This window comes from Gilliamella mensalis (genome assembly GCF_900103085.1).
Taxonomy (GTDB): domain Bacteria; phylum Pseudomonadota; class Gammaproteobacteria; order Enterobacterales; family Orbaceae; genus Gilliamella; species Gilliamella mensalis.
This window is the reverse complement of record NZ_FMWR01000007.1, coordinates 29,385-54,330: the sequence shown is the minus strand read 5'-3', so window position 1 is coordinate 54,330 and position 24,946 is coordinate 29,385. Positions and strand designations below refer to the sequence as shown.

Genomic DNA, 24,946 nt, shown 5'->3' with positions numbered 1-24,946 from the left:
CCCTGTGAAAAAAGAAAGGAAATTAGTTACGTAATTTTTCTGGCCAATCGTTTTGGGTAGAAACCAATAAATCTTTTACAATTCTAGGATTACCAGCCACAACATTGCCCGAAACCAGATAATTATTACCACCAGCAAAATCGGTAATAACGCCGCCAGCCTCCCGCAAAATCAGCTCACCAGCAGCGATATCCCATGGTTTTAAGCCAATTTCAAAAAAGCCATCTAAACGACCTGCGGCAACATAAGCCAAATCTAAAGCGGCCGAGCCTGCGCGACGAAAATCACCACACTTAACAAACAACTTTTGCAAAACGGCAAAATAACTGTCGCTGTACTGTTTAGCTTTAAATGGAAAAGCTGTTGCAAGTACGCTGCCGTCTAAATCTTTAGCATTACTCACACGAATACGGTAACCATTAAGTTGAGCACCTTTACCACGAGCAGCTGTAAACAGCTCATTACTCATTGGATTATAAACCACAGCAATTTCGGTTTTACCTTTAACTCGCGCCGCGATTGACACAGCAAAATGAGGGATATTTTTGATAAAATTGGTCGTACCATCAATTGGGTCGATTATCCATTGTGTATCCGCATCATTACCTTTAACAAGGCCACTTTCTTCGGCAATAATAGTGTGGTCAGGATGAGCTTTTTTGATTGTTTCCACAATTAAAGCCTCGGCCGCACGGTCCACATTAGTGGCAAAATCATTAGCGCCTTTGGCTTCGATCTCGATTGAACTAGGGTTTTCATAAGCCTTAATGGCCACATTGCCTGCTTTACGAGCAGCGCGAATAGCAATATTCAGCATCGGATGCATAATTTTCTTCCAATTGATGATGTTAAAGAACGGATTGATTTAGTAAAACGAACACAGTCATACTAAAAATTAAGGCATAGTATATAAGTTTTGTAACTTTATTGCCAGACTATGCGGGGGTTGATTCGTAAAATATCTTATAAATAACATATCAATAAAATTAAACATCACATTAATTAAGGTTTGAGAAAAAATTTTGTCAAAAAAACATCAAATATAAATTAATTTTATTTAGGTGATTTTACAAAAGCTATATGAGCTATATGGTAATTTATGTCTTTTAGTGCAGTGAGAGGGGAAATGTTCTGTTATAAACAACCACCAGCAAAATTAAAATATAAAAAATTGAGAACGTGATCTCCATCTTTTTACAATGATTCTCTTTCTAAATAAGGTGATGCTACCTGTATTATCTCTTTTTGTTTTTTGCTATTAATAATATGTAATGCTGCTTGTTCACCAATCTCATAATGGGGCAACTGGACGGTTGTTAATGGAGGATAAAATAGTTCACCAGTACCCACCATATTATCATAACCTAACACAGCAATATCATTTGGGATATTAAATCCTTGACCGAGTAAAAATTGATAAGCAACAAAAGCGATTCGATCATTCCCACAAATCAGTACATCAAAATCTGGTGTTTTATGACAATGTTGTTTCAATATATCAACCGTCATCATATATTCTTGTGCAAGGTCATCTGATAATATTGAAGTGTGATAACTGGTAATAGCATTTAAATGATAACCCGCATCGAGCCAAGCTTGCTCAACGGCTTTACGTCTGGTTTTGCCTGCTAATGTGTTTTCTGATAAATAGATACATAGCGGCTTTTTATAGCCTTTATTTATGACCTGTTGCATGGCTTGATATTGACCTAAATAGTCATCTGGAATGTAGCAAGCGAGTTGCTTTGAATCACTTATGCAGTTAGCTAATACAACATTTTTATCTAATAACTTTTCAGGTAGTTCAACTTTTCTTAATCCCATTGTGGTATAGATAATACCGTTAGGGCGATATGACAACAGAGTATTAATGGCATGATCGGCATCTTTATCATCAAATAAATTAACAATAAAGGTATTCCAACCATAATTTTGGGCTGTTTTTTCTATGGCTTGAAGTAATTCTACTGAAAACGGTGTCATGGCGGTTTCTAATGCTAAAACACCAATAGCACAAGGTCCCGAGTTATCACCACGAATCTTTCTTGCCGATAAATCAGGCACATAATTAAGTTGCTCAATAGCTTGTTTAACACGTTTATAAGTCTCTTTATTTAATTTTTCAGGATTATTTATTGCACGTGAAACCGTCATCAATGAAACAGATGCTAATTTTGCAACATCCTTAAGTGAAGCCATAGTTAATCCTTTTGCTTAACAAGATAAAAATTATTATCAGTCATTACTTATGGGTGATGATACCACAAATATAAATGATAAAAAGTGTGAGGAAATTAACATTTATGATAATCGGTTCTATCTATTTAGTGTTAAATATGACCATAATGTTAACATTAACATGTTAACGTTAAAATTCATCAAACTTCAACAATATAAGAGTAATAAACATGAATATGATAAAAAATAGAAACTATTGGTTCTCATCTGGTTATCTTATTACGTTTTATGCTGCATGGTCGCTTTGGTGGTCTTTTTACGCTATTTGGTTAAAAAGTAAAATTGGCTTATCAGGCGAGCAGTTAGGTATTGTTTATGCCGCGAATTCTGCTGCAGCCATGTTTTTTATGATCTTCTATGGCATTATCCAAGATAAATTACAAATAGGAAAAGCCGTAGTAACCTTTCAAAGTATCATTATGGTGCTTATTGGTCCGTTCTTAATTTATGTGTATGAGCCTTTATTGCAACATGATTTTATTGTGGGTGTATGTATCGGTGCACCCGTTCTAAGTGCTAGTTTTATTTCAGGTAGTGCTTTGATTGACTCATTTATTGAACGTATTAGTCGTTTATTTGGTTTTGAATTTGGTCCTGCTCGCTTTTGGGGATCATTTGGTTATGCGATTGCCACCTTTGTTGCCGGTATTTTATTTGGTATTGATCCGCATATTAACTTTTGGATGGCATCGGTAGTTGCTGCTATCTTTTTTACGATTAATATAATATTTAAGCCAACCAACTATCAAGTATCACAATTCGAAAATAACAATACAGCTTTAACAGAAAAAACATCGACCATACCAACGATGGGTGAAATTTTATCTCTGTTTAGATTGCAAAAATTTTGGTTGTTTGTCTTGTTTGTTATTGGTACTTATAGCTTTTATACCATCTATGATCAGCAATTATTTCCTAATTTTTATACTAGCTTTTTCGAAAAGCCAGAAGATGGTTATCAAGTTTATGGTTATTTAAACTCTTTCCAAGTTTTTTTAGAAGCAACTTGTATGATTATTGCACCTTATTTTATTAACAAAATGGGGGCTAAAAAGTCATTGTTAGTTGCAGCGCTAGTTATGATTTGCCGAATTGCATTATCAGCAACATTGGATAATGTTTATTTTATTTCATTAGTAAAACTATTTCATGCAATAGAAATTCCACTATTTATTTTGGCGATGTTTAAGTATATCGTTGGTAATTTTGATGCAAGACTATCGGCTACGCTTTATTTAGTTGGTTTTAATATTTCCTCTAATCTTGGTGTTATTGTGTTGTCATGGCTAGTTGGTAAATTATTTGATAATACCGGATATGCAACAACATTTTATATACTTGCCGGTGTTGTTTTACTCACTTCGGTGATAGCAATATTTACTTTAAGCGATGAGAAAAAAGCAAAGCAATAATAATCTTAAATTCGTGCTAACAGTGATAAAAAAATGGAAACATATTGTTTCCATTTGCTTTTTAACGTGATAATAAATGAATACAAAACTTGCTTCTAGGTTAAGTTTGCGAAACAATATTAACAATTTTGGTTATTGTATACAGGAACGTGTCGTGAACGATGCAAAAGTAGTTGTTAAACCCGATATGTTATGGCAAGCCATTCGCCAAGAAGCCGCTGCGCTAGTTGAAAGCGAACCGATGTTAGCTAGCTATTTCCATGCAACTTTACTCAATCATAAAGATCTGGGGAGTGCTTTAAGCTATATTTTAGCTAATAAGCTTGTCTCTCAGGTTATGCCGGCTATTGAAATTCGCGAAATTGCTCGGCAAGCGTATAAAGCTGATGAAAATATTATTCAGTCCGCCATAAACGATATTTTAGCTGTTTATATTCGCGATCCAGCAACTCACTATTACTCAACACCACTGCTTTATTATAAAGGGTTTTTATCACTACAAGCTTATCGAATTGCACATTGGCTTTGGCAGCAAAACCGTAAATCATTGGCGATTTTTTTACAAAGTCAGATTGCAATAGTGTTTGGGGTAGATATTCACCCTGCGGCAAAAATTGGCTGCGGGGTGATGTTTGATCATGCAACCGGCATTGTAATTGGTGAAACGGTGGTAATTGAAAACGATGTTTCTATTTTGCAATCCGTCACCTTAGGTGGTACCGGTAAACAAAATGGTGATCGTCATCCAAAAATTCGTGAGGGAGTAATGATTGGTGCGCATTCCACGATTTTAGGTAATATTGAAATAGGCCAAGGTGCTAAAATTGGTGCGGGTTCTGTTGTGTTAGATCCTGTGCCACCACATACAACCGTTGCCGGAGTCCCAGCAAAAGTGGTGGGTTGCCCTGATTGCGACAAGCCAGCTTTAAATATGGATCAAGATCTTTAATCACTAGCAAATGATAAATAAAACTCCATTGAAAGGGAACAATGGAGTTTTTATAAATGGCTACTTAGTATTAAGATTTACATCCATAGTTGGATATGGAATATTGATATTATTTTCAGTTAACCTATTTTTGATATTTTCAAGCAGCTCGCCTTTCACTACGCCATAATTTTCATTTAATGTCCAAACTAATACATTAAAATTCATTGAGGAAGCATCTAACACATCTAATCGAATAGTAGATTCTTTGGATGTTAATATATTATTCGTTTTATCTACCGCTTGTTTTAACACTTGATAAACTTTTTGAATATCTGAATTATATCCCACATTAATCACTAAATCTAAACGTCTTTCAGGTAAACGTGTATAGTTAATAATGTTGGCACTCACTACCTGACTATTAGGGATCACAACAAGTTCATTAGTTGGGGTAACAATAGAGGTTGAAAAAATTTGTATTGAATCAATAACCCCTTGCTGGCTATTGATGACAACAGTTTCACCAACTTTAAATGGGCGAAAAATAATTAAAATAACCCCAGCGGCAAAATTAGACAGTGAACCTTGCAATGCCAAACCGATAGCTAAGCCAGCGGCACCAATAACAGCAACAATCGAGGCTGTTTGTACGCCTAATTGCCCTAAAACTGCCACCAATGTCATGACAATGATGGCATAGTACGACAAAGCACTGACAAATTTAACAACGGTCGGATCAACGTGCCGGTTAAATAGTATACGTTTTAATTGATTACTAATAAATCTAGCAATCGTTCTACCAATAACAAAAATAATAATAGCAAAGCAGAAATGAGCGATATAGCTAAATACAACCCCATCGTATCTTTTAATAATTGAAAAGGTATAATTTAAAAAATCTTCAATATTCATATTATTATCCTCAGTAATAGGTAATAGAAATTTTTGTCAACGTGTTTTAGAGCAAAAATTGGCTAAACCAGCTGTTTGGCTAATAAAGACCAACGTGTATCAAAATTAGTAGTTGGTAGATATTTAAAACCTGAACGAGAATAACGTGCCATCATGCCTTCACAAAAAGCTAATAGCTGGCTAGATAAAATGCGTTCGTCTGTTATGAAAGCAACTCCCTCACGAATTTTTCGTTCACGTAAAACTTGTTTGATTTGAGTTTCAATTCGTTCAAATAGTTGGCTAATACGTTCTTGTAACTGTTCTTGCTCAAACATTAATGCATGCCCTGTCATGATTCTGGTTAATCCTGGGTTTTTTTCAGAAAAACCTAATATCAACGCAAGAATAAGTTGTAAACGCGTAAATGTATTGGGTTCATCTTGAATAATCACATTAATGCGAGACAACAAGATATCTTCAATATAGACAATTAAACTTTCAAACATTTTTGTTTTGCTTGGAAAATGTCGATATAACGCCGCTTCAGAAACGCCTACTGTTGCGGCCAATTTAGCTGTCGTAATTCGTTGAGTACCTTCATTAGATTCAAGCATTTTTGCTAATGCTTGTAAGATATCTTCTTTGCGATTTCTATTTTTGTTACTCACAATCATTTCTTACCCGAATGCCCAAATCCACCTTCCCCACGCGCTGATTCAACAAATTCATCAACAATGTTAAACTCTGCTTGTACAACCGGAACAATAATTAATTGGGCAATTCGATCGCCAGCTTCAATAACAAAAGGGGTTTGGCTACGATTCCAAACAGGAACAAATAATTGGCCTTGATAATCAGAATCGATTAAACCAACCAAATTACCAAGCACAATCCCATTTTTTGAACCCAGCCCTGAACGAGGTAAGACTAAAGCAGCTAAACTAGGATCGGCAATGTGCATTGATAAACCAGTCGGCGTTAAGATGGTTTCGCCGGGTTTGATTTCAGTGGCTTCATCAAACATCGCGCGTAAATCAATGCCGGCAGATCCTTCGGTTGCATAGGTAGGGAGTGGAAATTCATTACCCAAACGTTGGTCTAATACTTTTATATCAATTTTTCTTTTCATCATGACTCACTTTATATCGTGTTATAACAGCTTGAAGTAACTGCGTTGCTAATTGTTGTTTATTGCTTAATGGTAACGTTTGCTCACCATTTTGCCAATATAGCGTTAATGTATTTTGATCTGAATTAAAGCCAATGGTTTTGTCTGAAACATCATTAGCACAAATTAAATCTAAGTTTTTTGTCGTTAATTTTTTTAGTGCATAAGCTTTAACATCATTGGTTTCAGCTGCAAATCCTACTACAAATGGGCGATGCGTTTTTAGTGCTGCGACACTTGCGACAATGTCGGGATTTTTTACTAATTCAATAGTAAGTTCATCGTTATCATTGGTTTTTTTGATCTTCTGTGACGCAATTGTTTTGGCATGATAATCAGCAACCGCCGCGCACGAAATAAAAATAGTTGATTTTTGCGCACAATTTAATGCTTCATCATACATCTGTTTAGCGCTTTTAACGTCAATTCGGTTGACACCATTTGGCGTATCTAAATGGACTGGTCCACTAATTAATGTAACGGTAGCCCCCATTTGCGCTGCCGCGCTTGCAATTGCAAAGCCCATTTTTCCTGAACTGTAATTACTAATATAACGAACCGGATCGATTTCTTCGATCGTTGGACCTGCTGTAATTGTAATGGAAATACCTGAAAGTACGGAAGTTGCTTTAAAGTAGCGTGCAATTTGATCAACAATAGTATGAGGTTCGAGCATTCGCCCAGGTCCAATATCACCACAGGCTTGAAACCCGTTATCTGGTCCTAAAATTAAAGTATTTCTTGAGGCTAATACTGATAAATTATGTTGAGTTGCCACTGCTTTATACATTTGTTGATTCATTGCTGGAGCAATGGCTATTGGTGCTGGCGTGGCTAAGCAAATGGTTGATAACAGATCATCGGCAATACCATTGGCCATTTTGGCAATAATATTGGCGGTTGCGGGTGCAATTAAGACTAAATCAGCCCATTTAGCAAGTTCAATATGACTCATAGAAAGCTCGGCTGATGGATCAAAAAGATCACTTGATACCTGATTACCAGAAACAGCTTGCAGAGTCATCTTAGTCACAAAATGGCTAGCTGAATCAGTCAGAACAACATGCACTTGCGCACCGGCTTTTTTTAAATGGCGAACAAGATCAGGGCATTTATAAGCTGCAATACCACCTGTAATGCCTAACAAAATACGTTTTCCAGATAGACTCATGATCAAGCCTCCTTCTCACCTAAAATGAAAGCGCTATATTATCACAATTCAGTTAGATAATAAGTAGCTCTTTCGCATTGGCTAATGTTGCATCTGTAATTTTATCACCCCCTAACAATCTGGCTAACTCATTTAACCGACCATTTTTATCCAATTTTTGCATATCGGTTGAGGTTTGTTTGCTATCTGTTTGTTTACTCACAAAGTAGTGTTGGTTTGCTTGCCCTGCAACTTGTGGTAAGTGAGTGACGGTAATTACTTGGGTTGATTGTCCAAGCTGTCTTAATAGCTGCCCCACTTTAGCGGCAGTTGGACCACTAATACCGACATCAATTTCATCAAAAATTAAAGCAGGAGTATCCATTTTTTGCGCTGTTAAAACTTGAATGGCTAAGGCAATACGTGATAATTCACCACCAGATGCCACTTTAGCAAGCGGTTGTGGATTTTGACCAGCATTCGTGCTGACTAAAAAGATGACTTGATCGGCGCCATCTTCATTCAATCGATTTTCGTCAAAAGCGATATCGATACTAAATTGCCCATTTGGCATAGATAGTTCATGCATAATGGTGGTCACTTTTTTGGCTAAGGTTTTACTTATTGAGACCCTTTTTTGATGCAATTTAGCCGCAATGTCGATCGCAATTTGATGGTATTTACTAATATCAGTTTTAAGTTGTTCGCTTTGTTCATCTTGCTGATTGATCTGTTTAAATTCAGCTAACAAGGTCTGATGCAAATCGGGTAATGCTTCGGGAGCGACATGGTGCTTTCGCGCTAAAGCAATTTGTTTAGATAAACGCTGTTCAAGCTGCATAACGCGCGCCGGATCAATCTCTAAACGTTCGCTATAGTGACTTAGTTCATAGCTTGCTTCTTTAATCTGGATGGAAGCCTCTTCAAGCATGTTACACACATTATGTAAAGTGGGATCAAGTTCAACCAATTCTTGAACACTATTTTTAACGCTACTGAGCAAATTACTGACGTTATATTCATCCGCTTCATCTAACAACATCACCGATTGTTGGCTCAAATTGATTAATTGTTCACTGTTGGATAATCGTTTGTATTCTTCGTCAATTTGTTGATATTCACCCAAAATTGGCGAAAATTCGTTTAACTCTTTTAGCTGATATTGTAAAAGCTGCATATGCGCATCACGTTCTTGCCGTGTGGTTTGGTATTGCTGATAAGCAATGCGAGCTGCTTTCCACTGTTTATAGGCTTGTTGCATTTGGGCAAGCAATACTGGCTCATTCATATAATGATTTAGTAACAGCTGTTGATAGTCACTGCGTAACAGGCGCTGATGTTCATGTTGCCCATGAATTTGAATCAACATTTGCCCCAAATCTTTTAATTGCGAAATAGGTACCGCACGACCATTAATAAATGCTTTAGAACGCCCGTCTTGATTAATCACTCGACGTAAAATGCATTCATTTCCTTCATCAAGTTGGTTTTCACTTAGCCACGCAAATGCAGCCGGCGTATCATCCAGCACAAAGCTTGCAGAAATATCAACACGATCAGCCCCATGCCGAATAGAAGAGGCATCAGAACGATTACCCAGACATAATCCCAATGCATCAATAGCAATTGATTTCCCTGCTCCTGTTTCACCCGTAATTGCGGTCATCCCCGTAGTAAAATCGACAAGAAGCTGATCCACAATAGCAAAATTATTAATGGTTAATTGCGTTATCATAATAAATTAATACATAAGGCTAGTTATAATATTGGCAGTATAGCAGCAAAAATACTGTAAATAAATACAGGTGATTGTTTTTTATTTTTTTGATATATTTTGGGGAAAGTATACGGGCGATAAAGTGATTCTATCGTATCAATATTGGCAATAATGATTAGATGCAATCTACAGCAAAATTTACGTACAGTCTTAGTCAATATAACCCACTTTGTGTGTATAAAGAAAACCAAACTTGAGGTATTTCGGTTTTTATCAATATGCAGCTACCCATTGCATTAAGTCATCGCTATTTATCTGCAATAGAACTCCATCTATGATGGTATGAAATATTTTGTGTGATTAACGGTTAGTTTATCAAAATAATTTTTATTTATTGAAATTTGATTTAACCAGTTAAGTTTAGAGATGAATTAAAAAAAGATATTAAAAATTTGTAATAAGAGTTTTATTATTAGTTGCTAGATATTATTTGAGTATAATATCTTATTTTATTTGAGGGATTATTCGAATGAGAACCAATTTAATAAAGGCAATTTTGTACTTGGTAAAATCGCCAACATCTCACATACTGCAAATGAATGATGGAAGGAATAGAGTTAATAATCAGGGTAAAGGGCTTGAAGAATTTATTATTGATCTTTTTTGTGGAACTGTTGGCGATACAGATGAACAATTACGTCTTGAAAGACGAAATGAATTATTTAGTTATCTAGGAAACCAAAATAATCCCCCTGACGCCATGATACATGCAGGTGATGCGATCGAAATAAAAAAAATCGAAACTATAAATGCAGCTATTGCCTTAAATTCGTCTTACCCAAAATCAAAATTATTTTCCAACAGCCCTATGCTAGTGAAATCTTGTGTATCTTGTGAAGATTGGATTGAGAAAGACATGATTTATGCAATAGGTCAAATTAATAAACAAAATTTGCTTAATTCTTTATGTTTTGTTTATGGTATTGATTATGCTGCCAGTTTGGATATTTACGAAAAAATTAAATTAAAAATTAAACAAGGAATTTTAACCATAGATGAAGTTGAATTTTCTGAGACAAAAGAATTAGGTAGAGTAAATAAAGTTGATCCTTTAGGAATTACAAATTTAAGAATCCGTGGAATGTGGCACATAGAGAATCCTATCAAAGTATTTAATTATATTTATCAACCTCAAAAAAGTGCTTCATTCAACATGATGGCTTTAATTAATATTGATAAATATTTAACATTTAGTAATGAAGATCGCAATGAATTAGAAAAAGCTGAAAAAGAGTTAGCAAATTTAGTGATAAAAGACGTAAAAATTAAATGTCCAGATAATCCGGCTAAACTAAAAGATGCTAAACTGATCACCTTTTTCTTGTAGCAAAAAGAGTTGGATATATGAATATTATTTCATTATTTTCGGGAGCTGGTGGTCTTGACTTAGGATTTAAAAATGCAGGATTTGAAATAGTTGCTGCAAATGAATACGATAAATCCATTTGGGAAACTTATGAGAAAAACCATTCTACTCCTTTGATTAAGGGTGACATTCGAAATATAAAATCAGACATATTTTTAAAATATTCTAAAAAAATTGATGGAATTATTGGGGGACCTCCATGTCAAAGTTGGTCAGAGGCAGGTGCATTAAGGGGGATTAGTGATGATAGAGGCAAATTATTTTTTGAATTTATTCGTCTGTTGGAAGATGTACAGCCTAACTTTTTTGTTGCAGAAAATGTATCGGGAATGATGTCAAAGCGACATTTAGAAGCAGTTCAAAATATAATTCATTTATTTGGTAATGCAGGATTAGGATATGATGTTTTTATTCAAACTTTGAATTCCTCTGATTATGGTGTACCTCAAGATCGAAAACGTGTGTTTTATGTCGGTTTTAGAAAAGATCTTCAAGTTAAATTTGAATTTCCAGTACCATTAAAAACAAAGGTGTCATTGAAAGACTCCATTTTTGATTTGCGAAATACCGCAATGCCAGCGTTGGAAAAAAATAAATCACATGGAGATAAATTAGCTGTACTAAATCATGAATATTTTACTGGTGATTTTTCGACAATTTTTATGTCCCGCAACAGAGTCAGATCATGGGAGCAGCAGAGTTTCACTATTCAAGCTGGTGCTAGACATGCTCCTATTCACCCGCAAGCTCCAACCATGATTAATGTTGGTAAAGATAAGTTTCAATTTGTTAATGGTAAGGAAAAATTGTATCGAAGATTGTCGGTAAGAGAATGTGCAAGGATTCAAACTTTTCCTGATGATTTTAAATTTTATTACAACTCTTTAGCTGATGCTTACAAAATGATTGGAAATGCTGTACCTGTGAAGTTAGCAGAAGCTGTTGCTAATCAAATTAAGCTTTTTTTAAGTTAAATAGTAATATTCGAAATATTCTGAGTTATTTGATTAGCAATGTCAAATAACTCAGAAAATATAAAACATTTGTTTTTTTACAAGAAAAAATTAATTTTTTCACAAACTCTTACCCGTCTTCGTCTTATTCCTCTTAACCGCCAACTTTCCTTTAGCAATTTACCGATGCTTTCAATAGTTTAACAAGTCGGCACAACATTCAAGGCTTTTTTCAAATTTGCCCGTCAGTTTGATACTACGGAAGCTGATATCGTTTTTTAGTGTAATAACACACTCGCATAAGACTCTACATACTGTCCGCGCTTTTGATATAACGTTTATAATGCTTGCTCAGCCTAGCATTTAACCTATCACATTGTAAAAAACATTCAGGATTCTATACCGTTTTAATAATAAATAATTATACTAAATGATTTATTTTAAGTTAGATTTACATGACAACTGTTCAACTATATATCCACAACGCTAACAAATAGCCCTTAAAATTACCTTTTACTCAAAAGGAGTGTAAAACACGTTATAAAGAATGAAAGAATTAGTTTAAGAAAAATATAGATAACCAGACTGTTTTGTAATAAATAATGACTATCAATTTATTACAATAACTTTTACAATCAACCAATCTTATTTTTTCTACTTTTATATCAAATGGCTGTGCAGTATAATTCGAATACCAATTTATTTTAACATGGAAAACCAATTATGTTTGGAAATAAAACAAATCGCCAAGTAATTATTTGGACAACTATCATTGGTGGTTTTATTAGTGCTTTAGTCAAATGGGGGTCCGAAGTTAATATGCCTCCTCGTGTTCCGGGGGAAATTTCGCCACCGGCAGCCCACATTGATGCTTGGCTTGGTTGGTTAGGGATTGATTCTCATTCTCTTGATTATATTTATCAAACAGCAACTGTTTCTGGTGCTGTGACATTTTATCACTGGTTATTTAGTTTTGCCTTTGCTTTTGTATATGTTTACATTTCCTATTTTTGTAATAATATCCGATTATGGTATGGAGCATTTTATGGGATTATTGTTACTATCGTTATGCATGGTTTTTTAATTCCATTACTTGGTTTTCGTTACCCTATTTATGATCTTGACGGCAAAGCGGGTTGGTTATGGAATTTAAATAGCTATGAACTTTGGAGTGAAATTTTAGGTCATATCTATTGGGGCGTATCGATTGAAATTTGTATGATTGCCGTACTTGCCCATTTTTCAAGACCTATCCGTGGAAAATGGCGTCAATAATTGATTTAAATTTATATTTAATATAAATCCTACTATATTAACCATAGTGGGATTTTTTATTTTAGCTGTTATAGTTAAAAACTATAGCAATCCATAAAAAACTAGAATTATTCAATATCATTTTTTTTTGTTATCTTTTTTGTCACTAAAGAAAATGGATAAAAAGGAAATAAAAATGAATACTGCTGTTATTGGATATCCTCGTGTTGGTAAGCTTCGTGAACTTAAATTTGCAACAGAAGCTTATTTTAAAGGTAATAAAACCCAAGCTGAACTATTAAACGAAGCCAAAGCGTTACGAGCTGAGCATTTAAAACAGCAAGCCGCGCAAAAAATTGCTTTTATTTCATCGAATGATTTTTCATTCTATGATGCGGTGTTAGATACAGCGTGTTTACTTAATGTTATTCCAAAACGTTACCAAGATTTAGGTTTACCTGAACTTGACCGTTATTTTGCCATGGCACGTGGTTATCAGGGCGAAAAAGGTGATGTGCGTGCACTGGCTATGAAAAAATGGTTCAATACCAATTACCACTATTTAGTACCTGAAATAGAAGATTCAGTGCAAATTAAGTTAACAGGTACCAAACCTTTTGACGAATATCAAGAAGCTAAAGCGCTAGGCGTGCAAACCAAGCCAGTTGTGATTGGTGCATTAACCTTTTTTAAATTAGCGCAGTATTTAGGTAAAAAACAGCTTGGTGATTTTAAAGCGGATATCATTAAAGCTTATCAAGCGATCATCCAAAAATTCACAACGCTTGGCGCTGAATGGATCCAAATTGATGAGCCAATTTTAGTGACCGATCTAAATAAAGATGATATCGCTTTATTTACCGAACTTTATCAAGCGATTTTATCGGTTAAAGGTAACACCAAAATTGTTCTGCAAACCTATTTTGGTGATGTGCGTGATTGTTATAAAGAATTAGTGGCACTGCCTTTTGATGGTATTGGGCTTGATTTTGTCGAAGGTAAGCAATCATTAGCTTTACTTGAAAATAATGGCTTCCCTGCTGATAAAGTATTATTTGCCGGTGTTGTTAATGGCAAAAATATCTGGAAAAACAATTACCAAAAAACTTTAGCTTTACTTGGTAAAATCAAACAAAAAGCCACAAATATTGTCATTAATACGTCTTGTTCATTACTGCATGTTCCTTATACATTGCAAAATGAAACAAAATTAACCATTCAACAACGTGCTTATTTTGCTTTTGCTCAAGAAAAGTTACAAGAGCTTGCTGAACTTGGTCTGTTATTTAAAGAAGCAAATCCTGAAAATAATGCGGCTTATAAAGCCAATCAAACACTATTTACCCGTGAACGTGAAGGTGCAAACCACGCAGTTCGCCAAAAAGTGGCGGCATTAAATGCGTCTGATTTTACCCGTTTACCAGAGTTTTCAGTGCGTGAAGCGGCGCAGAAAAAGGCCTTTAATTTACCACTATTACCAACTACAACCATTGGATCATTCCCGCAAACACCTGATGTGCGTTTAAATCGTGCTAAATTCAAAAAAGGCGAAATTTGTTTGAATCAATACACTGAATTTAATCAACAAAAAATAGCTGAGTGTATTAAATTGCAAGAAGAAATTGGCATTGACGTGTTAGTTCATGGTGAATTTGAACGTAATGACATGGTCGAATATTTTGGTGAAAGCTTAAATGGCTTTGTGTTTACCGAAAAAGCTTGGGTACAATCTTACGGTACACGTTGCGTTAAGCCACCGATTGTTTGGGGTGATATTTCACGATCTAAACCGATTACGGTTGAATATTCAAAATATGCACAAAGTCTGACAGATAAACCTGTTAAAGGAATGTTAACAGGACCGGTAACGATTCTTAACTGGTCATTCCCACGTGAAGATATTTCGCAAAAAGAATCAGTATTCCAAATTGGATTGGCCATTGGTGATGAAGTATTAGATCTTGAAGCTGCTGGCATTAAGATTATCCAAATTGACGAAGCTGCGTTAAAGGAAAAATTACCACTGCGTAAAGCGGATTGGAACAGCGAATATCTTGATTGGGCGATTCCGGCATTTAGATTAGTACACAGCAAAGTCCAAGCCGATACTCAAATTCATACACATATGTGTTATAGCGAATTTGCTGACATCATTAAAGATATTGATGCAATGGATGCCGATGTGATTTCATTTGAAGCCTCTCGCTCTAATCTACAATTAATTGATGTGCTCAATGCCAATAATTTTAAAACCGAAGTTGGACCAGGTGTTTACGATATCCATTCGCCACGTGTTCCGCCTGTTGCTGAAATTAAAGCAACGATCGAAAAGTTACTGGCGAAGATTGATAAACAAAAATTATGGATTAATCCAGACTGTGGTTTAAAAACGCGCGGTGAAAAAGAAGTGGTTGAAAGCTTACAGCATCTTGTTGAGGCTACATTAGCAGTAAGGAAAACACTAAATTAAGCACTATTTTTACAAAGAACTGAGTTTATTTACTAAGACATCGTACTTTACGAGCATGACAATTCCGCTGCCTATTTTGGCGGCGGAAATGTCAATAAGGAAAATAAGTGATATAACGAATGGATGATAAAAATGAAAACAAATCTATTATTTAATAAAAAAACGGTGTTCTCTTTTGAAGTTTTTCCCCCTAAAAAAACATCACCTTTAGAAACAATTTATAGCACACTACGAGAGCTTGGTTATTTTAAACCTGATTTTATTAGTGTCACTTATGGTGCTGGTGGTAGCTTAAATGGGCAAACTACCATTGATATTGCCCATTCAGTCAAACATACTTATGGCATCGAAAGTGTTGCTCACTTACCGGGCATTAATTTTGACAAAGCTGAGATGCAAAAAATCCTTCACGATCTTAAATGTGCAGGGATTGATAATGTGCTTGCTTTGCGTGGTGACATCAGCCCGAATATACCGCCCAAAGATGATTTTCGATACGCCAGCGAACTGGTAACATTTATTAAAGAAAACGGTGATTTTAACGTGATTGGTGCATGTTATCCAGAATGTCATCTTGAAGCATCAACCCTAAAACAAGATCTGATCCACTTAAAAGAAAAGGTCAATGCGGGTACTGATCAACTTATTTCACAGTTATTTTTTGATAATGACTATTTTTATGCATTTTTAGATAAAGCACACGATATGGGCATTAATGTGCCGATCGAAGCTGGCATTATGCCAGTGACTAATAAAAACCAAATTGAGCGCATGGTATCGATGTGTGGAGTGAATCTACCGAAAAAATTCAAACAAATGATGGAAAAATATGAACATCATCCTGATGCATTTCGTGATGCGGGCATTGCTTATGCCATCGATCAGATTGTTGATTTAGTTTCACAAAATGTGGATGGCATTCATTTGTACACCATGAACAATAGCTACATAGCTAGACGCATTAGCGAAGCTGTTGCAACATTATTAGCTGTACCAAAAACAAAATAGTGATTTAGAAAAAAGGACATATCAAGGATTGATAGGAATTGGTTGCGGGGGCTGGATTTGAACCAACGACCTTCGGGTTATGAGCCCGACGAGCTACCAAGCTGCTCCACCCCGCGTCAGAGAGGAGACCATATTATAGTAATTAAATAATAAAGCAATACCTATTTAACACAATCGCGCCATTTTTAAACACTATTGAGTAAATATATACTATTTTTTTACATAAACACAAAGTGACATAAAAATTTTTAACAATAACTTTAGTCTTTCATTAAAGCTAAAAGGTATATAAAACCTAGCGGTTTAAAAATAGAAACTTTCCAATAGCTATTATGATCTTACATAAAAACATTAATTTTTATTATATAAATCTAAATATTTCTTGTACAAATTAATAAAAATATTATCTATAAGAGATAGTATGGCAAACCATATAAAATAATTTTCATATTTATAATCATTATCAACAAGTGTTTTTAATGAGGGCAAGTGTTGTTGAACACACAATATATTATGAGCACATCTATTTCTATGACGATATAAATGTTTTTCATATATTTTTTCTTTTAAAAAGTTATTTTTATTTTCAGCTAAAAATAAAGTACCTTTAGCAAAATGATCTATTGTAATAGTCTTCCAAAAATCTTCAAATTCATAATATTTTTTTGTGCTCCAGTAAAACAAATTAGTATTTTTGAAAATATTATGTATTTCGAGTGTTGTATCTTTTAATATTTTTTCTCTTTCCTCGTCAGAAAAATGCTCAAAGCTTGGATCATATTTTTTAATTTGTTCAACAAGTTCTGTATATATATTATTTTTGTCTTTATATTGAGAACATTCTCCTAAACCATTTCTAAATTTCTGATATCGATAATCGTAATCCTCTGTTGCTAAATCCCAACAAATACACTTCATTTTTTGTTCTTGAAATCCAGTCATTTTGAGGAAAATTGATTGCATTATGTAGTCACATAGGGGAAAAGTTTCAATACCATTACCGATACCTGAGCAGGAAGTCACTGCAATTTCTAAATTGCTTGTAATAGGAGTTAAAATAAAATTTTTATGCTTTTTCATTATCTATAATTTTTTCATATAATTTTATTGATTGTTCCATACGTTTTCTTAAATGTTGTAGGTTGCTAGGTGATTTTTTATGAGCACCTCTTTTAAAAGTATTAATCTTCTCATCTAGTTTTGTTTTAAATTCATCAATTTCAATATATTTTATTGAATCGCCATCTTTAAATTTTATTTTAGTATTATCTATGATAGGTATTTCATTTTTATTAAAGATGATTTGATATATTAGACCAAAAAAATATACATCTAGATCAATAATCGAACTATATTCATTAGGGATTTTGAGATTATTTATTGTTTGTTTTAATAGTTCAAAACGTGAACTATATTCTTTATTAGGAAAAATTTCTGAAAATTTGCCGAATAATTTTGATTCTTCATCATTAACTACACAATAGATATATTGTTCATAATATTGCTCCATTTTAGATTTATAGCTACGTGCAACTATGTTTCTATTTTGACTTTTAAAATAATGCGAAAGAAGAGATAAATATCTAACAAAATCGAATTTAGCCTTATTACCAAAGTTTTTTACCGTTATTTTTTGACAAAAATCTGGTGTAAAAAAATTTGTTAATTCTTTATCCAAAAAATATAATGAGGCTCGGCTTTCTTGAGGTAACAGAGTTTGACCTTGAATATTGATATTTCTAAAAACGGAAGAATAGTATTTTTGTTGGATTTTAGCATCATACGATATATCAGGAACTAAATAAGAAAAACCCAAAAAATTTTTTTCAAAAAATTCATCGTCCAGATTGAAATCTAGCGATTTATATTCTGCATTTTCTGCATTATTTATATTTATCTTCTTAATTAAATCATCTCTATTGCTGCCTTTTTTTGTAAGCTCTCTAAAAGTCCATTCACATATACATGGATCTTCATCATCATCTTCATCATCATTTTCACTAACATATGATTCTAACGGCTTAGAATATTTGTCTTTATTTGGATATAGACCTAAATAAGCTAATAAAATACTTGTTAAGCGTTGTTGTCCATCAAGAATTAAATTATCATTTTTACCATCGATTTTAAAAGCGCCAATTGTTACAGGAGGTATAAATTGTTTATCTGAAAAAGTTTGTATTAATGTTTTTACTTTTTCATCACTCCAAACAAAATGTCGTTGATAATCAGGTAAGACAATATTTTTATTCAAGATTAATTCAATCCAATGTTTTAAAGTATACTCTCCATAATAAACCCTATTTTCCATAAAATTACCTGCCATAAATTTTTCATGATTAACAATACGAAAACAACTATCGCGGTTTTAATTAACAAATCTGCTATATTTTGATTAGATTAATTATATATAAAGTATCATTGGTTTATTTTTTATTTAACCGATTGCCAGCAAAATTTGCTCGGTATTTTAGCGGTAATTAGTTGCAAATCCTAGCTAAATAAAAAGATTAAGTATTGATGACGAAATGAGATTTAATATGACTAAATGGCGCGGCAAAAATCTACTTGGTGAAGTTTTGATGCAAGTGAGAGAGGCTCTAAAAACGTAATCTAAATTTATTCATTAAAAAAGATGATAAATATTTGTTTTTTTAGGTCTATTTTTTGCCTAAAAAATAGTTTTTATACTTAAACGTATAGTTACCTGAAACTTTTTGACAAAATTTTTGACTTTGGCTATTCACCACTCTTGGTTAATACGTTGCCGTTAAATACATTTTTTCACTAAAATTCAAAAATATCCCAAGTCAGATCCAACTCGTTCCTAAAATAATAAGCCTTGAAGCGTGTTGAAAAATGTGTCGGGATATTGTGTTCGTTATTATGGAAAATCGGTGCTTATTCTGTCCAAACAAGTTTGGTTACAAAACTTTAGCAACCTTATTCAGTTGCAACGGTAAAACGTTGCTTAATATGCTTGGCTTTTTCTGCTTCATCAATCATGGCAATGGCATAATCGGCATAACTGATTTGGCTTTTTCCTTGGCTGTTAAATAACACCTCTTCACCGCCCAAGATATAATGCCCAGTTCTTTCCCCGTCAGCGTTAAACTCAATGGCTGGGCTTAAATAAGTCCATTGCACATCATCGCATGTTCTAAGCGCATCAAGTGCTTTGGCCATATTGGTGGCTAATGGTTTAAATGCCTCAGGAAAATCAGGTGAATCAACCAAACGTAGTGAATGCTGTGGATTAACATATAAACTGCCTGCTCCCCCCACCACTAATAGGCGATTTGTTTTACCGCTTAATATATCCGTTAAATGTTTTAAACTGGTTTGATGCAATGGCAGTGATTCCAGTGCCCAAGTACCAAATGCATCGATAATCACATCAAAGGGTTTTAAATCAGTATAGGTTAATTCGAATAGATCTTTAATCATCACGGTTGCTTTGGGATCGAGCTGTTGACTTGCTTTACGCACTATTGCGGTAACGTCATGTCCTCGTGAAATCGCCTCTTTTACTAAAAGTTGCCCTGTTTTACCACTCGCACCAATGACTGCAATTTTCATACTTTGCTCCTTTTAATTGTTTAAGGATTAACATGATATAAAGATGGTTTTAGATTAGTCTTTAACGTTTCTACTGTAAAGTAGGTACCAAATAGTGCTATAGTAACTTTTTTGAAACTATTGTTGAATTTTAAGCATTAATGATTAAATTAAATAATGATTTGCCTATTTGCCCTGTTGAAATAACATTAATGTTAATAGGTGATAAGTGGAAAGTCTTAATTGTGCGAGACCTGCTTACAGGAACCAAGCGCTTTGGTGAACTAAAAAAATCGCTGACTGGCATATCACAAAAAGTCTTAACTCAGCACCTGCGTGCTATGGAAAAAAATGGGTTATTAACTCGCAAAGTGTATGCCGAGGTTCCGCCAAGAGTTGAATATACGTTAACCGAGGTTGGACAAAGTCTAAAACAGGTGCATGATGCCATGTTAGCGTGGGGAAAGGCTTACAAATTAAAAGCGGATGAGTCACCTTTTCCTCATCCGTCAATCAATCATAATTAGCCATCAAATGCTTCGCAGCCAAAATAAAACTCATCTGAGTTGGCATTTTTGTCACGACCGATAAGCATGATACTCGGAATCAATATTACCGTTTAAATTATTTACTATTGTTATGAAAAATGGCTGAAAACAGCTTTATATCCATATAACGATAATCAGCAAATAATTAACAATATTCTATTTTTGGTTAACAATAAATTAGTTTAAAATATACATAAAAATAAATAACATGATTAGAAAGGAAAGCAATTGGACGGAATAAAAACATATTGGTTTTTAGGTGCAAAATTTAAAGGTAGTAAAGACCAAACAGAGCATTTTATTAGTTCAGGTATCTGGCAAAATGGTTATGATAATAAGCTTTTGGATATCGTAAAATCTATTTCTGTTGGCGATAAAGTTGCCATCAAATCAACCTATAATCAGAAAAATAATTTACCCTTTGATAATAAAGGTCTACCTGTTTCGGTAATGGAAATAAAGGCTATCGGCACCGTAACTAAAAATCATGGTGATGGAAAATTGTTAGAAGTCGATTGGTACCAAACTAATTTGAATAAGAAATGGTACTTTTATACCTATATAGCCGCTATCTGGGGTGTTAAAGAGGATTTTTGGTTATCGAAACAATTAATTAATTTTGCATTTTATGATCAGCCACAAGATATTGATGCCTTTCGCAATGCTCCATATTGGAAATCTCGTTATGGGGATAATAATTTAAGTAACAATAGTAGTACTAATGCCAACGAGATTAACGAACCGATTAATGATTCTTGGCTAGATATTGTATTAAAACGCATTAAACAATTATGTTATCAGAAAAATAGTAATATATTTACTCGGTCAGAATTTCTTGAGCATTATAAAGAGAATCTTCAACTATTATTTCCTAACAATAATACTATTGAATCAACTATTGATAATAGATTTCAAGAGTTAAGAAATAATAATATTTTATTATTTTTGGGTGGTGGAAAATATAAATTACTGGATATTGACACCCTAAATGAAGAAGAAAATTATGATAACCAAGATATGACTGAACCCGTAATCATAAAACAATCTTATACCCAAGATGACCTAATCAATGAAGGTTGTTTTATTGATAAACAACAGTTGCAAGCCATATTAAAGAGCTTAAGGTTGAAAAAAAATATTATTTTACAAGGTCCGCCAGGGACAGGTAAAACTTGGTTAGCTAAACGTTTAGCTAATATTATTGTTGGTTATAAAGATTCAAAAAATATCAAAGCCATTCAGTTTCATCCTAATATGTCTTACGAGGATTTTATCCGCGGCTATCGACCAACCAGTGATGGTAAATTAGCGCTGATTGATGGACCTTTTTTAGAGATAATTAATCAAGCACGGAATGATGCTCAATCAAATTATGTAATTGTGATTGAAGAAATTAATCGTGGCAATCCAGCACAAATTTTTGGTGAAATGTTAACGCTACTTGAAGCTGATAAACGAAATCCAAATGAAGCCTTAGAATTAACATACCAACATCAAAATGAAAAAGGCGTATTTATTCCTGCCAATCTTTATGTTATCGGTACTATGAATATTGCCGATCGTTCGTTAGCGATGCTCGATTTTGCTTTACGTCGTCGTTTTGCCTTTTATCATTTAAGTCCTCATTTTGGCGAAAATTGGCTCAACTATATGCAAGAAAAAAACGACTTTTCACCGCAACAATTACAAGATATAAAGCACCGTATAGAGGCATTAAATCAATATATCAGTAATGATAGTACACTCGGCAATGCATTTACCATTGGGCATAGCTATTTTACTTGTCTTAACCAAGAAATGGCTGCGCAAGATTGGTTTGAGCATATTGTTCGTTCAGAAATCGAGCCTCTATTAGAAGAGTATTGGTTTGGCGAGCCTGAAAAATTGAGTAATGCGATGAATATATTATTAGATGATGCACAATAATGACCACGATAAATTATCATCCGCTATTAACCAATACTACCGTTGCCAAAATACCAATTAGAAACATATGGCTACTTTTGCTCTATGCTTCTGATTATTATAAAACTGTAGGGAAAAAACAGAGAATAGAACTAGAAAATAACCCTGAGGAATTAATAACGCTCGCTGCCAAACTATATTGTCAGGCAGCAAATAAATGGTTAATACATCACCTTGCTGCAGATTATCAGCTCACAACAAAAGCACTTAATCGTGTCAGAGGAAAAATAGATATTTTAACTACTCAGCGTAAGCAATTATTGGCAAAGGGTAAAATTCAATGTCGATATGATGATTTAACGATTGATACCCCTAAAAATCGCTATATTCATGCTGCGGCTCATCTATTAATAAAACAATTGAAAGATGCGAGCTTAATTGAACAATGTAGAAAAATCATTCATCAATTTACTGCGTTGAAAATTGGTCAAACAACACATTATTGCTATGAAAAGGAGCGTTTTAACCATGCAAATCTTAAAGATAATACTTTAATTTCATTAGCAAAACTGATTTTTAGTTTGTCAATGCCCACTCAATTTCAAGGATTACATACTATTGAACAACTAAAAAAAACCGATCATTGGTTACGAGAGTTATTTGAAAAGGCAATAGTTGGCTTTTACCGTGTAAATTTAGATCCTGAGCAATGGACTATTTATGCGGGTAAAAAATTAAATTGGCAATATAGCAATGCGACCGATAATATCACCGCCTATTTACCCACCATGAAAACCGATTTAATCCTTGAAAATCGCAGTCATACACAACGTTTAATCATTGATACTAAATGTACCTCAATTTTAAAAAAATCACGGTTTAGACTTAACTCGTTTAGTAGTCATCACCTTTATCAATTGTATGCTTATTTAAGAAGTCAGGAAAAAAATAGCGATCCTTTATCCGTTTGCGCCTCTGGCATGTTACTATACCCGACTGTCGGTGTGACGGTTAATGAAAATATGACTATCCAAGGACATAAATTATCATTTTGCACTATTGATTTAACGCAAGATAATAACGCTATTAAAAACAGTTTATTGGCGTTAATAAATAGTTTTGACTCGTGCTAATTCAAATTTTATCATTTTCTACCTGATTTTAATTCTAACTACTGTTTAGTGTTTAGCAAAAAAAATTTACCAAACCAACATAAACAATCTGAAATCGCTATTTTTTCTAAAATAGCTTAGTATGATTTTATTGATTTTTGTTGGCTAATTTATGATGAGCAGATCTTCAAATCACTTAACTATTAAAGATATTGCCAAGCTTTGTGGGGTGAGTAAATCGACAGTTTCACGGGTGATTAATCATGATCCGATGGTAAAAGCAAGTACCCGTGCCAATGTAATGGCAATTATTGAACAGTATCAATTTACCCCGTCGAAATCAGCTAGAGCCATGCGTGGCTATGGGAATAAAGTCATTGGTATTATTATCACTCGGCTTGATTCCCTGTCTGAAAACCAAGCGGTGCAAAGCATGTTGCCTATTTTTTACCAGCATGGTTATGATCCGATCATTATGGAGAGTCAATTTAGTACCACCAAAGTTAACGAACATCTATCCATGCTCAAAGACAAGCAAGCTGATGGCGTTATTATCTTTGCCTTTACTGGGCTTGAGCAGTCGTTATTATCCGTCTGGCGGGATAAAAGCGTGGTGATCGCAAGAAAACTCCCCTCACACAGTTGTATTTGTTATGATGATGTGGGCGCGGTAAACATGTTACTTGCCCATTTATATCAATCGCAGCAACATCAAAAAATTGGCTATATCGGTGTTGAGCAACAAGACCAAACCACTGGCGCACTGCGTTATCAAGCCTATGTGGATTTTTGCAAACAATATCAACTTACCCCGAATGCAGCTTTAGGGCAATTAAGTTATCGTTCCGGCTATGAGCTTGCCGAGTTGGTGTTAGTGAAAAATCCATCAGCGATTGTTTGCGCAACCGATAGCATCGCCTTAGGATTAAATAAATATTTACACGAAAAACAGCTTGATGATATTACAGTAGCCAGTATTGGCAATAGTGAGCTGCTGAGTTTTCTTTTCCCAAAGACATGTGCGGTTGAGCTCGGTTTTGATCAAGCAGGTCGCTATGCAGCGCAAACGTTACTGAATCTGTTACAAAATCCTTTTGAGCTTAACTGCATCACTGTTCCTTGCCGCTTAATAAGCTAGTTTCAGCCATAACTATTTAATTTGTGCTTATTTCACCCCAATATGTGATATTAATCACAAAAAA

The 24,946-nt window shown here is 34.2% G+C and carries 21 protein-coding genes and 1 tRNA gene; 11 read left to right on the top strand and 11 right to left on the bottom strand.

Annotated features, from left to right (window positions below):
• Positions 1 to 22: 22 nt before the first annotated feature.
• Both suhB and BQ5209_RS03205 read right to left on the bottom strand, forming a co-directional pair.
• The gene (suhB, locus tag BQ5209_RS03210; protein ID WP_085247132.1) at positions 23 to 826 is read right to left on the bottom strand and encodes an inositol-1-monophosphatase; all 804 of its coding nucleotides are present in this window, start codon (positions 824 to 826) and stop codon (positions 23 to 25) included.
• A 368-nt stretch (positions 827 to 1,194) separates the two neighbouring features.
• Complete coding sequence (locus BQ5209_RS03205) at positions 1,195 to 2,199, bottom strand: LacI family DNA-binding transcriptional regulator (RefSeq protein WP_085247131.1); 1,005 nt, start codon at positions 2,197 to 2,199, stop codon at positions 1,195 to 1,197.
• Positions 2,200 to 2,408: 209 nt separating this feature from the next.
• Between BQ5209_RS03205 and BQ5209_RS03195 the strand changes: the two genes are divergently transcribed.
• Both BQ5209_RS03195 and cysE read left to right on the top strand, forming a co-directional pair.
• Positions 2,409 to 3,650 (top strand): oligosaccharide MFS transporter, encoded by a 1,242-nt coding sequence (locus BQ5209_RS03195; RefSeq protein WP_085247129.1) that lies wholly within the window; start codon positions 2,409 to 2,411, stop codon positions 3,648 to 3,650.
• Between the two features lie 187 nt (positions 3,651 to 3,837).
• The gene (gene cysE, locus BQ5209_RS03190; protein WP_370737820.1) at positions 3,838 to 4,599 is read left to right on the top strand and encodes a serine O-acetyltransferase; all 762 of its coding nucleotides are present in this window, start codon (positions 3,838 to 3,840) and stop codon (positions 4,597 to 4,599) included.
• A gap of 60 nt (positions 4,600 to 4,659) precedes the next feature.
• Here the strand turns inward: cysE and BQ5209_RS03185 are convergent, their stop codons facing one another.
• The 5 genes from BQ5209_RS03185 to recN form a co-directional block, all read right to left on the bottom strand.
• Positions 4,660 to 5,493 carry a mechanosensitive ion channel domain-containing protein gene (locus BQ5209_RS03185; protein ID WP_085247127.1) on the bottom strand — a complete coding sequence of 278 codons (834 nt, stop codon included), beginning with the start codon at positions 5,491 to 5,493 and terminating at the stop codon, positions 4,660 to 4,662.
• Positions 5,494 to 5,555: 62 nt separating this feature from the next.
• On the bottom strand, positions 5,556 to 6,143 hold the full coding sequence (gene slmA, locus BQ5209_RS03180; RefSeq protein ID WP_244168435.1) for a nucleoid occlusion factor SlmA: 588 nt from the start codon (positions 6,141 to 6,143) through the stop codon (positions 5,556 to 5,558).
• A gap of 2 nt (positions 6,144 to 6,145) precedes the next feature.
• Positions 6,146 to 6,604: a dUTP diphosphatase gene (gene dut / locus BQ5209_RS03175; RefSeq protein WP_085247125.1), complete on the bottom strand. Its 459-nt coding sequence runs from the start codon at positions 6,602 to 6,604 to the stop codon at positions 6,146 to 6,148.
• Positions 6,588 to 7,814: a bifunctional phosphopantothenoylcysteine decarboxylase/phosphopantothenate--cysteine ligase CoaBC gene (gene coaBC, locus BQ5209_RS03170; protein WP_085247124.1), complete on the bottom strand. Its 1,227-nt coding sequence runs from the start codon at positions 7,812 to 7,814 to the stop codon at positions 6,588 to 6,590. The genes dut and coaBC overlap by 17 nt, the downstream gene beginning before the upstream one ends.
• Positions 7,815 to 7,866: 52 nt before the next feature.
• A complete protein-coding gene (gene recN / locus BQ5209_RS03165; protein ID WP_085247123.1) occupies positions 7,867 to 9,528 on the bottom strand; it encodes a DNA repair protein RecN in 1,662 nt (553 codons plus the stop codon).
• Positions 9,529 to 10,039: 511 nt separating this feature from the next.
• Here recN and BQ5209_RS03160 point away from each other — a divergent pair.
• The 5 genes from BQ5209_RS03160 to metF all read left to right on the top strand — a co-directional run bounded on the left by BQ5209_RS03160 (position 10,040) and on the right by metF (position 16,621).
• Positions 10,040 to 10,897 carry an NgoPII family restriction endonuclease gene (locus BQ5209_RS03160; protein ID WP_085247122.1) on the top strand — a complete coding sequence of 286 codons (858 nt, stop codon included), beginning with the start codon at positions 10,040 to 10,042 and terminating at the stop codon, positions 10,895 to 10,897.
• Between the two features lie 17 nt (positions 10,898 to 10,914).
• Positions 10,915 to 11,910, top strand: coding sequence for a DNA cytosine methyltransferase (locus tag BQ5209_RS03155; protein WP_085247121.1), 996 nt, complete (start codon positions 10,915 to 10,917; stop codon positions 11,908 to 11,910).
• Positions 11,911 to 12,612: 702 nt separating this feature from the next.
• On the top strand, positions 12,613 to 13,164 hold the full coding sequence (locus tag BQ5209_RS03150) for a YagU family protein (RefSeq protein ID WP_085247120.1): 552 nt from the start codon (positions 12,613 to 12,615) through the stop codon (positions 13,162 to 13,164).
• A 175-nt stretch (positions 13,165 to 13,339) separates the two neighbouring features.
• Entirely contained in the window at positions 13,340 to 15,613 is a 2,274-nt protein-coding gene (gene metE / locus BQ5209_RS03145) for a 5-methyltetrahydropteroyltriglutamate--homocysteine S-methyltransferase (protein ID WP_085247119.1), read from the top strand.
• Positions 15,614 to 15,745: 132 nt separating this feature from the next.
• Positions 15,746 to 16,621, top strand: coding sequence for a methylenetetrahydrofolate reductase [NAD(P)H] (metF, locus tag BQ5209_RS03140; protein ID WP_085247118.1), 876 nt, complete (start codon positions 15,746 to 15,748; stop codon positions 16,619 to 16,621).
• 39 nt (positions 16,622 to 16,660) lie between these two features.
• Here the strand turns inward: metF and BQ5209_RS03135 are convergent.
• The 4 genes from BQ5209_RS03135 to BQ5209_RS03120 form a co-directional block, all read right to left on the bottom strand.
• A tRNA-Met gene (locus BQ5209_RS03135) sits at positions 16,661 to 16,737 on the bottom strand.
• A 235-nt stretch (positions 16,738 to 16,972) separates the two neighbouring features.
• Positions 16,973 to 17,701, bottom strand: a complete 729-nt coding sequence (locus BQ5209_RS03130; RefSeq protein ID WP_085247117.1) for a hypothetical protein — start codon at positions 17,699 to 17,701, stop codon at positions 16,973 to 16,975.
• A complete protein-coding gene (locus BQ5209_RS03125) occupies positions 17,688 to 18,947 on the bottom strand; it encodes a DUF262 domain-containing protein (RefSeq protein ID WP_208609937.1) in 1,260 nt (419 codons plus the stop codon). Before BQ5209_RS03125 ends, BQ5209_RS03130 begins: the two co-directional genes overlap by 14 nt.
• Before the next feature lie 617 nt (positions 18,948 to 19,564).
• A complete protein-coding gene (locus BQ5209_RS03120) occupies positions 19,565 to 20,200 on the bottom strand; it encodes an NAD(P)-dependent oxidoreductase (RefSeq protein ID WP_085247116.1) in 636 nt (211 codons plus the stop codon).
• 140 nt (positions 20,201 to 20,340) lie between these two features.
• Between BQ5209_RS03120 and BQ5209_RS03115 the strand changes: the two genes are divergently transcribed.
• From BQ5209_RS03115 to treR, 4 genes are all read left to right on the top strand, one after another.
• Entirely contained in the window at positions 20,341 to 20,706 is a 366-nt protein-coding gene (locus tag BQ5209_RS03115) for a winged helix-turn-helix transcriptional regulator (protein ID WP_085247115.1), read from the top strand.
• A gap of 249 nt (positions 20,707 to 20,955) precedes the next feature.
• Positions 20,956 to 22,653: an AAA family ATPase gene (locus tag BQ5209_RS03110; protein ID WP_085247114.1), complete on the top strand. Its 1,698-nt coding sequence runs from the start codon at positions 20,956 to 20,958 to the stop codon at positions 22,651 to 22,653.
• Positions 22,653 to 23,765, top strand: a complete 1,113-nt coding sequence (locus BQ5209_RS03105; protein ID WP_085247113.1) for a 5-methylcytosine restriction system specificity protein McrC — start codon at positions 22,653 to 22,655, stop codon at positions 23,763 to 23,765. Before BQ5209_RS03110 ends, BQ5209_RS03105 begins: the two co-directional genes overlap by 1 nt.
• A 151-nt stretch (positions 23,766 to 23,916) precedes the next feature.
• The gene (gene treR / locus BQ5209_RS03100) at positions 23,917 to 24,882 is read left to right on the top strand and encodes a trehalose operon repressor TreR (protein ID WP_085247112.1); all 966 of its coding nucleotides are present in this window, start codon (positions 23,917 to 23,919) and stop codon (positions 24,880 to 24,882) included.
• The last annotated feature ends 64 nt before the right edge of the window (positions 24,883 to 24,946 follow it).

Coding starts and splice junctions, on each gene's coding strand:
- BQ5209_RS03160 (WP_085247122.1), top strand. CDS start 10,040: ATGAGAACCAATTTAATAAAGGCAATTTTGTACTTGGTAAAATCGCCA.
- recN (WP_085247123.1), bottom strand. CDS start 9,528: ATGATAACGCAATTAACCATTAATAATTTTGCTATTGTGGATCAGCTT.
- BQ5209_RS03120 (WP_085247116.1), bottom strand. CDS start 20,200: ATGAAAATTGCAGTCATTGGTGCGAGTGGTAAAACAGGGCAACTTTTA.
- metF (WP_085247118.1), top strand. CDS start 15,746: ATGAAAACAAATCTATTATTTAATAAAAAAACGGTGTTCTCTTTTGAA.
- coaBC (WP_085247124.1), bottom strand. CDS start 7,814: ATGAGTCTATCTGGAAAACGTATTTTGTTAGGCATTACAGGTGGTATT.
- BQ5209_RS03185 (WP_085247127.1), bottom strand. CDS start 5,493: ATGAATATTGAAGATTTTTTAAATTATACCTTTTCAATTATTAAAAGA.
- BQ5209_RS03115 (WP_085247115.1), top strand. CDS start 20,341: ATGATTAAATTAAATAATGATTTGCCTATTTGCCCTGTTGAAATAACA.
- BQ5209_RS03105 (WP_085247113.1), top strand. CDS start 22,653: ATGACCACGATAAATTATCATCCGCTATTAACCAATACTACCGTTGCC.
- BQ5209_RS03205 (WP_085247131.1), bottom strand. CDS start 2,199: ATGGCTTCACTTAAGGATGTTGCAAAATTAGCATCTGTTTCATTGATG.
- metE (WP_085247119.1), top strand. CDS start 13,340: ATGAATACTGCTGTTATTGGATATCCTCGTGTTGGTAAGCTTCGTGAA.
- BQ5209_RS03150 (WP_085247120.1), top strand. CDS start 12,613: ATGTTTGGAAATAAAACAAATCGCCAAGTAATTATTTGGACAACTATC.
- BQ5209_RS03195 (WP_085247129.1), top strand. CDS start 2,409: ATGAATATGATAAAAAATAGAAACTATTGGTTCTCATCTGGTTATCTT.
- cysE (WP_370737820.1), top strand. CDS start 3,838: ATGTTATGGCAAGCCATTCGCCAAGAAGCCGCTGCGCTAGTTGAAAGC.
- suhB (WP_085247132.1), bottom strand. CDS start 826: ATGCATCCGATGCTGAATATTGCTATTCGCGCTGCTCGTAAAGCAGGC.
- dut (WP_085247125.1), bottom strand. CDS start 6,604: ATGAAAAGAAAAATTGATATAAAAGTATTAGACCAACGTTTGGGTAAT.
- treR (WP_085247112.1), top strand. CDS start 23,917: ATGATGAGCAGATCTTCAAATCACTTAACTATTAAAGATATTGCCAAG.
- BQ5209_RS03130 (WP_085247117.1), bottom strand. CDS start 17,701: ATGAAAAAGCATAAAAATTTTATTTTAACTCCTATTACAAGCAATTTA.
- BQ5209_RS03155 (WP_085247121.1), top strand. CDS start 10,915: ATGAATATTATTTCATTATTTTCGGGAGCTGGTGGTCTTGACTTAGGA.
- BQ5209_RS03125 (WP_208609937.1), bottom strand. CDS start 18,947: ATGGCAGGTAATTTTATGGAAAATAGGGTTTATTATGGAGAGTATACT.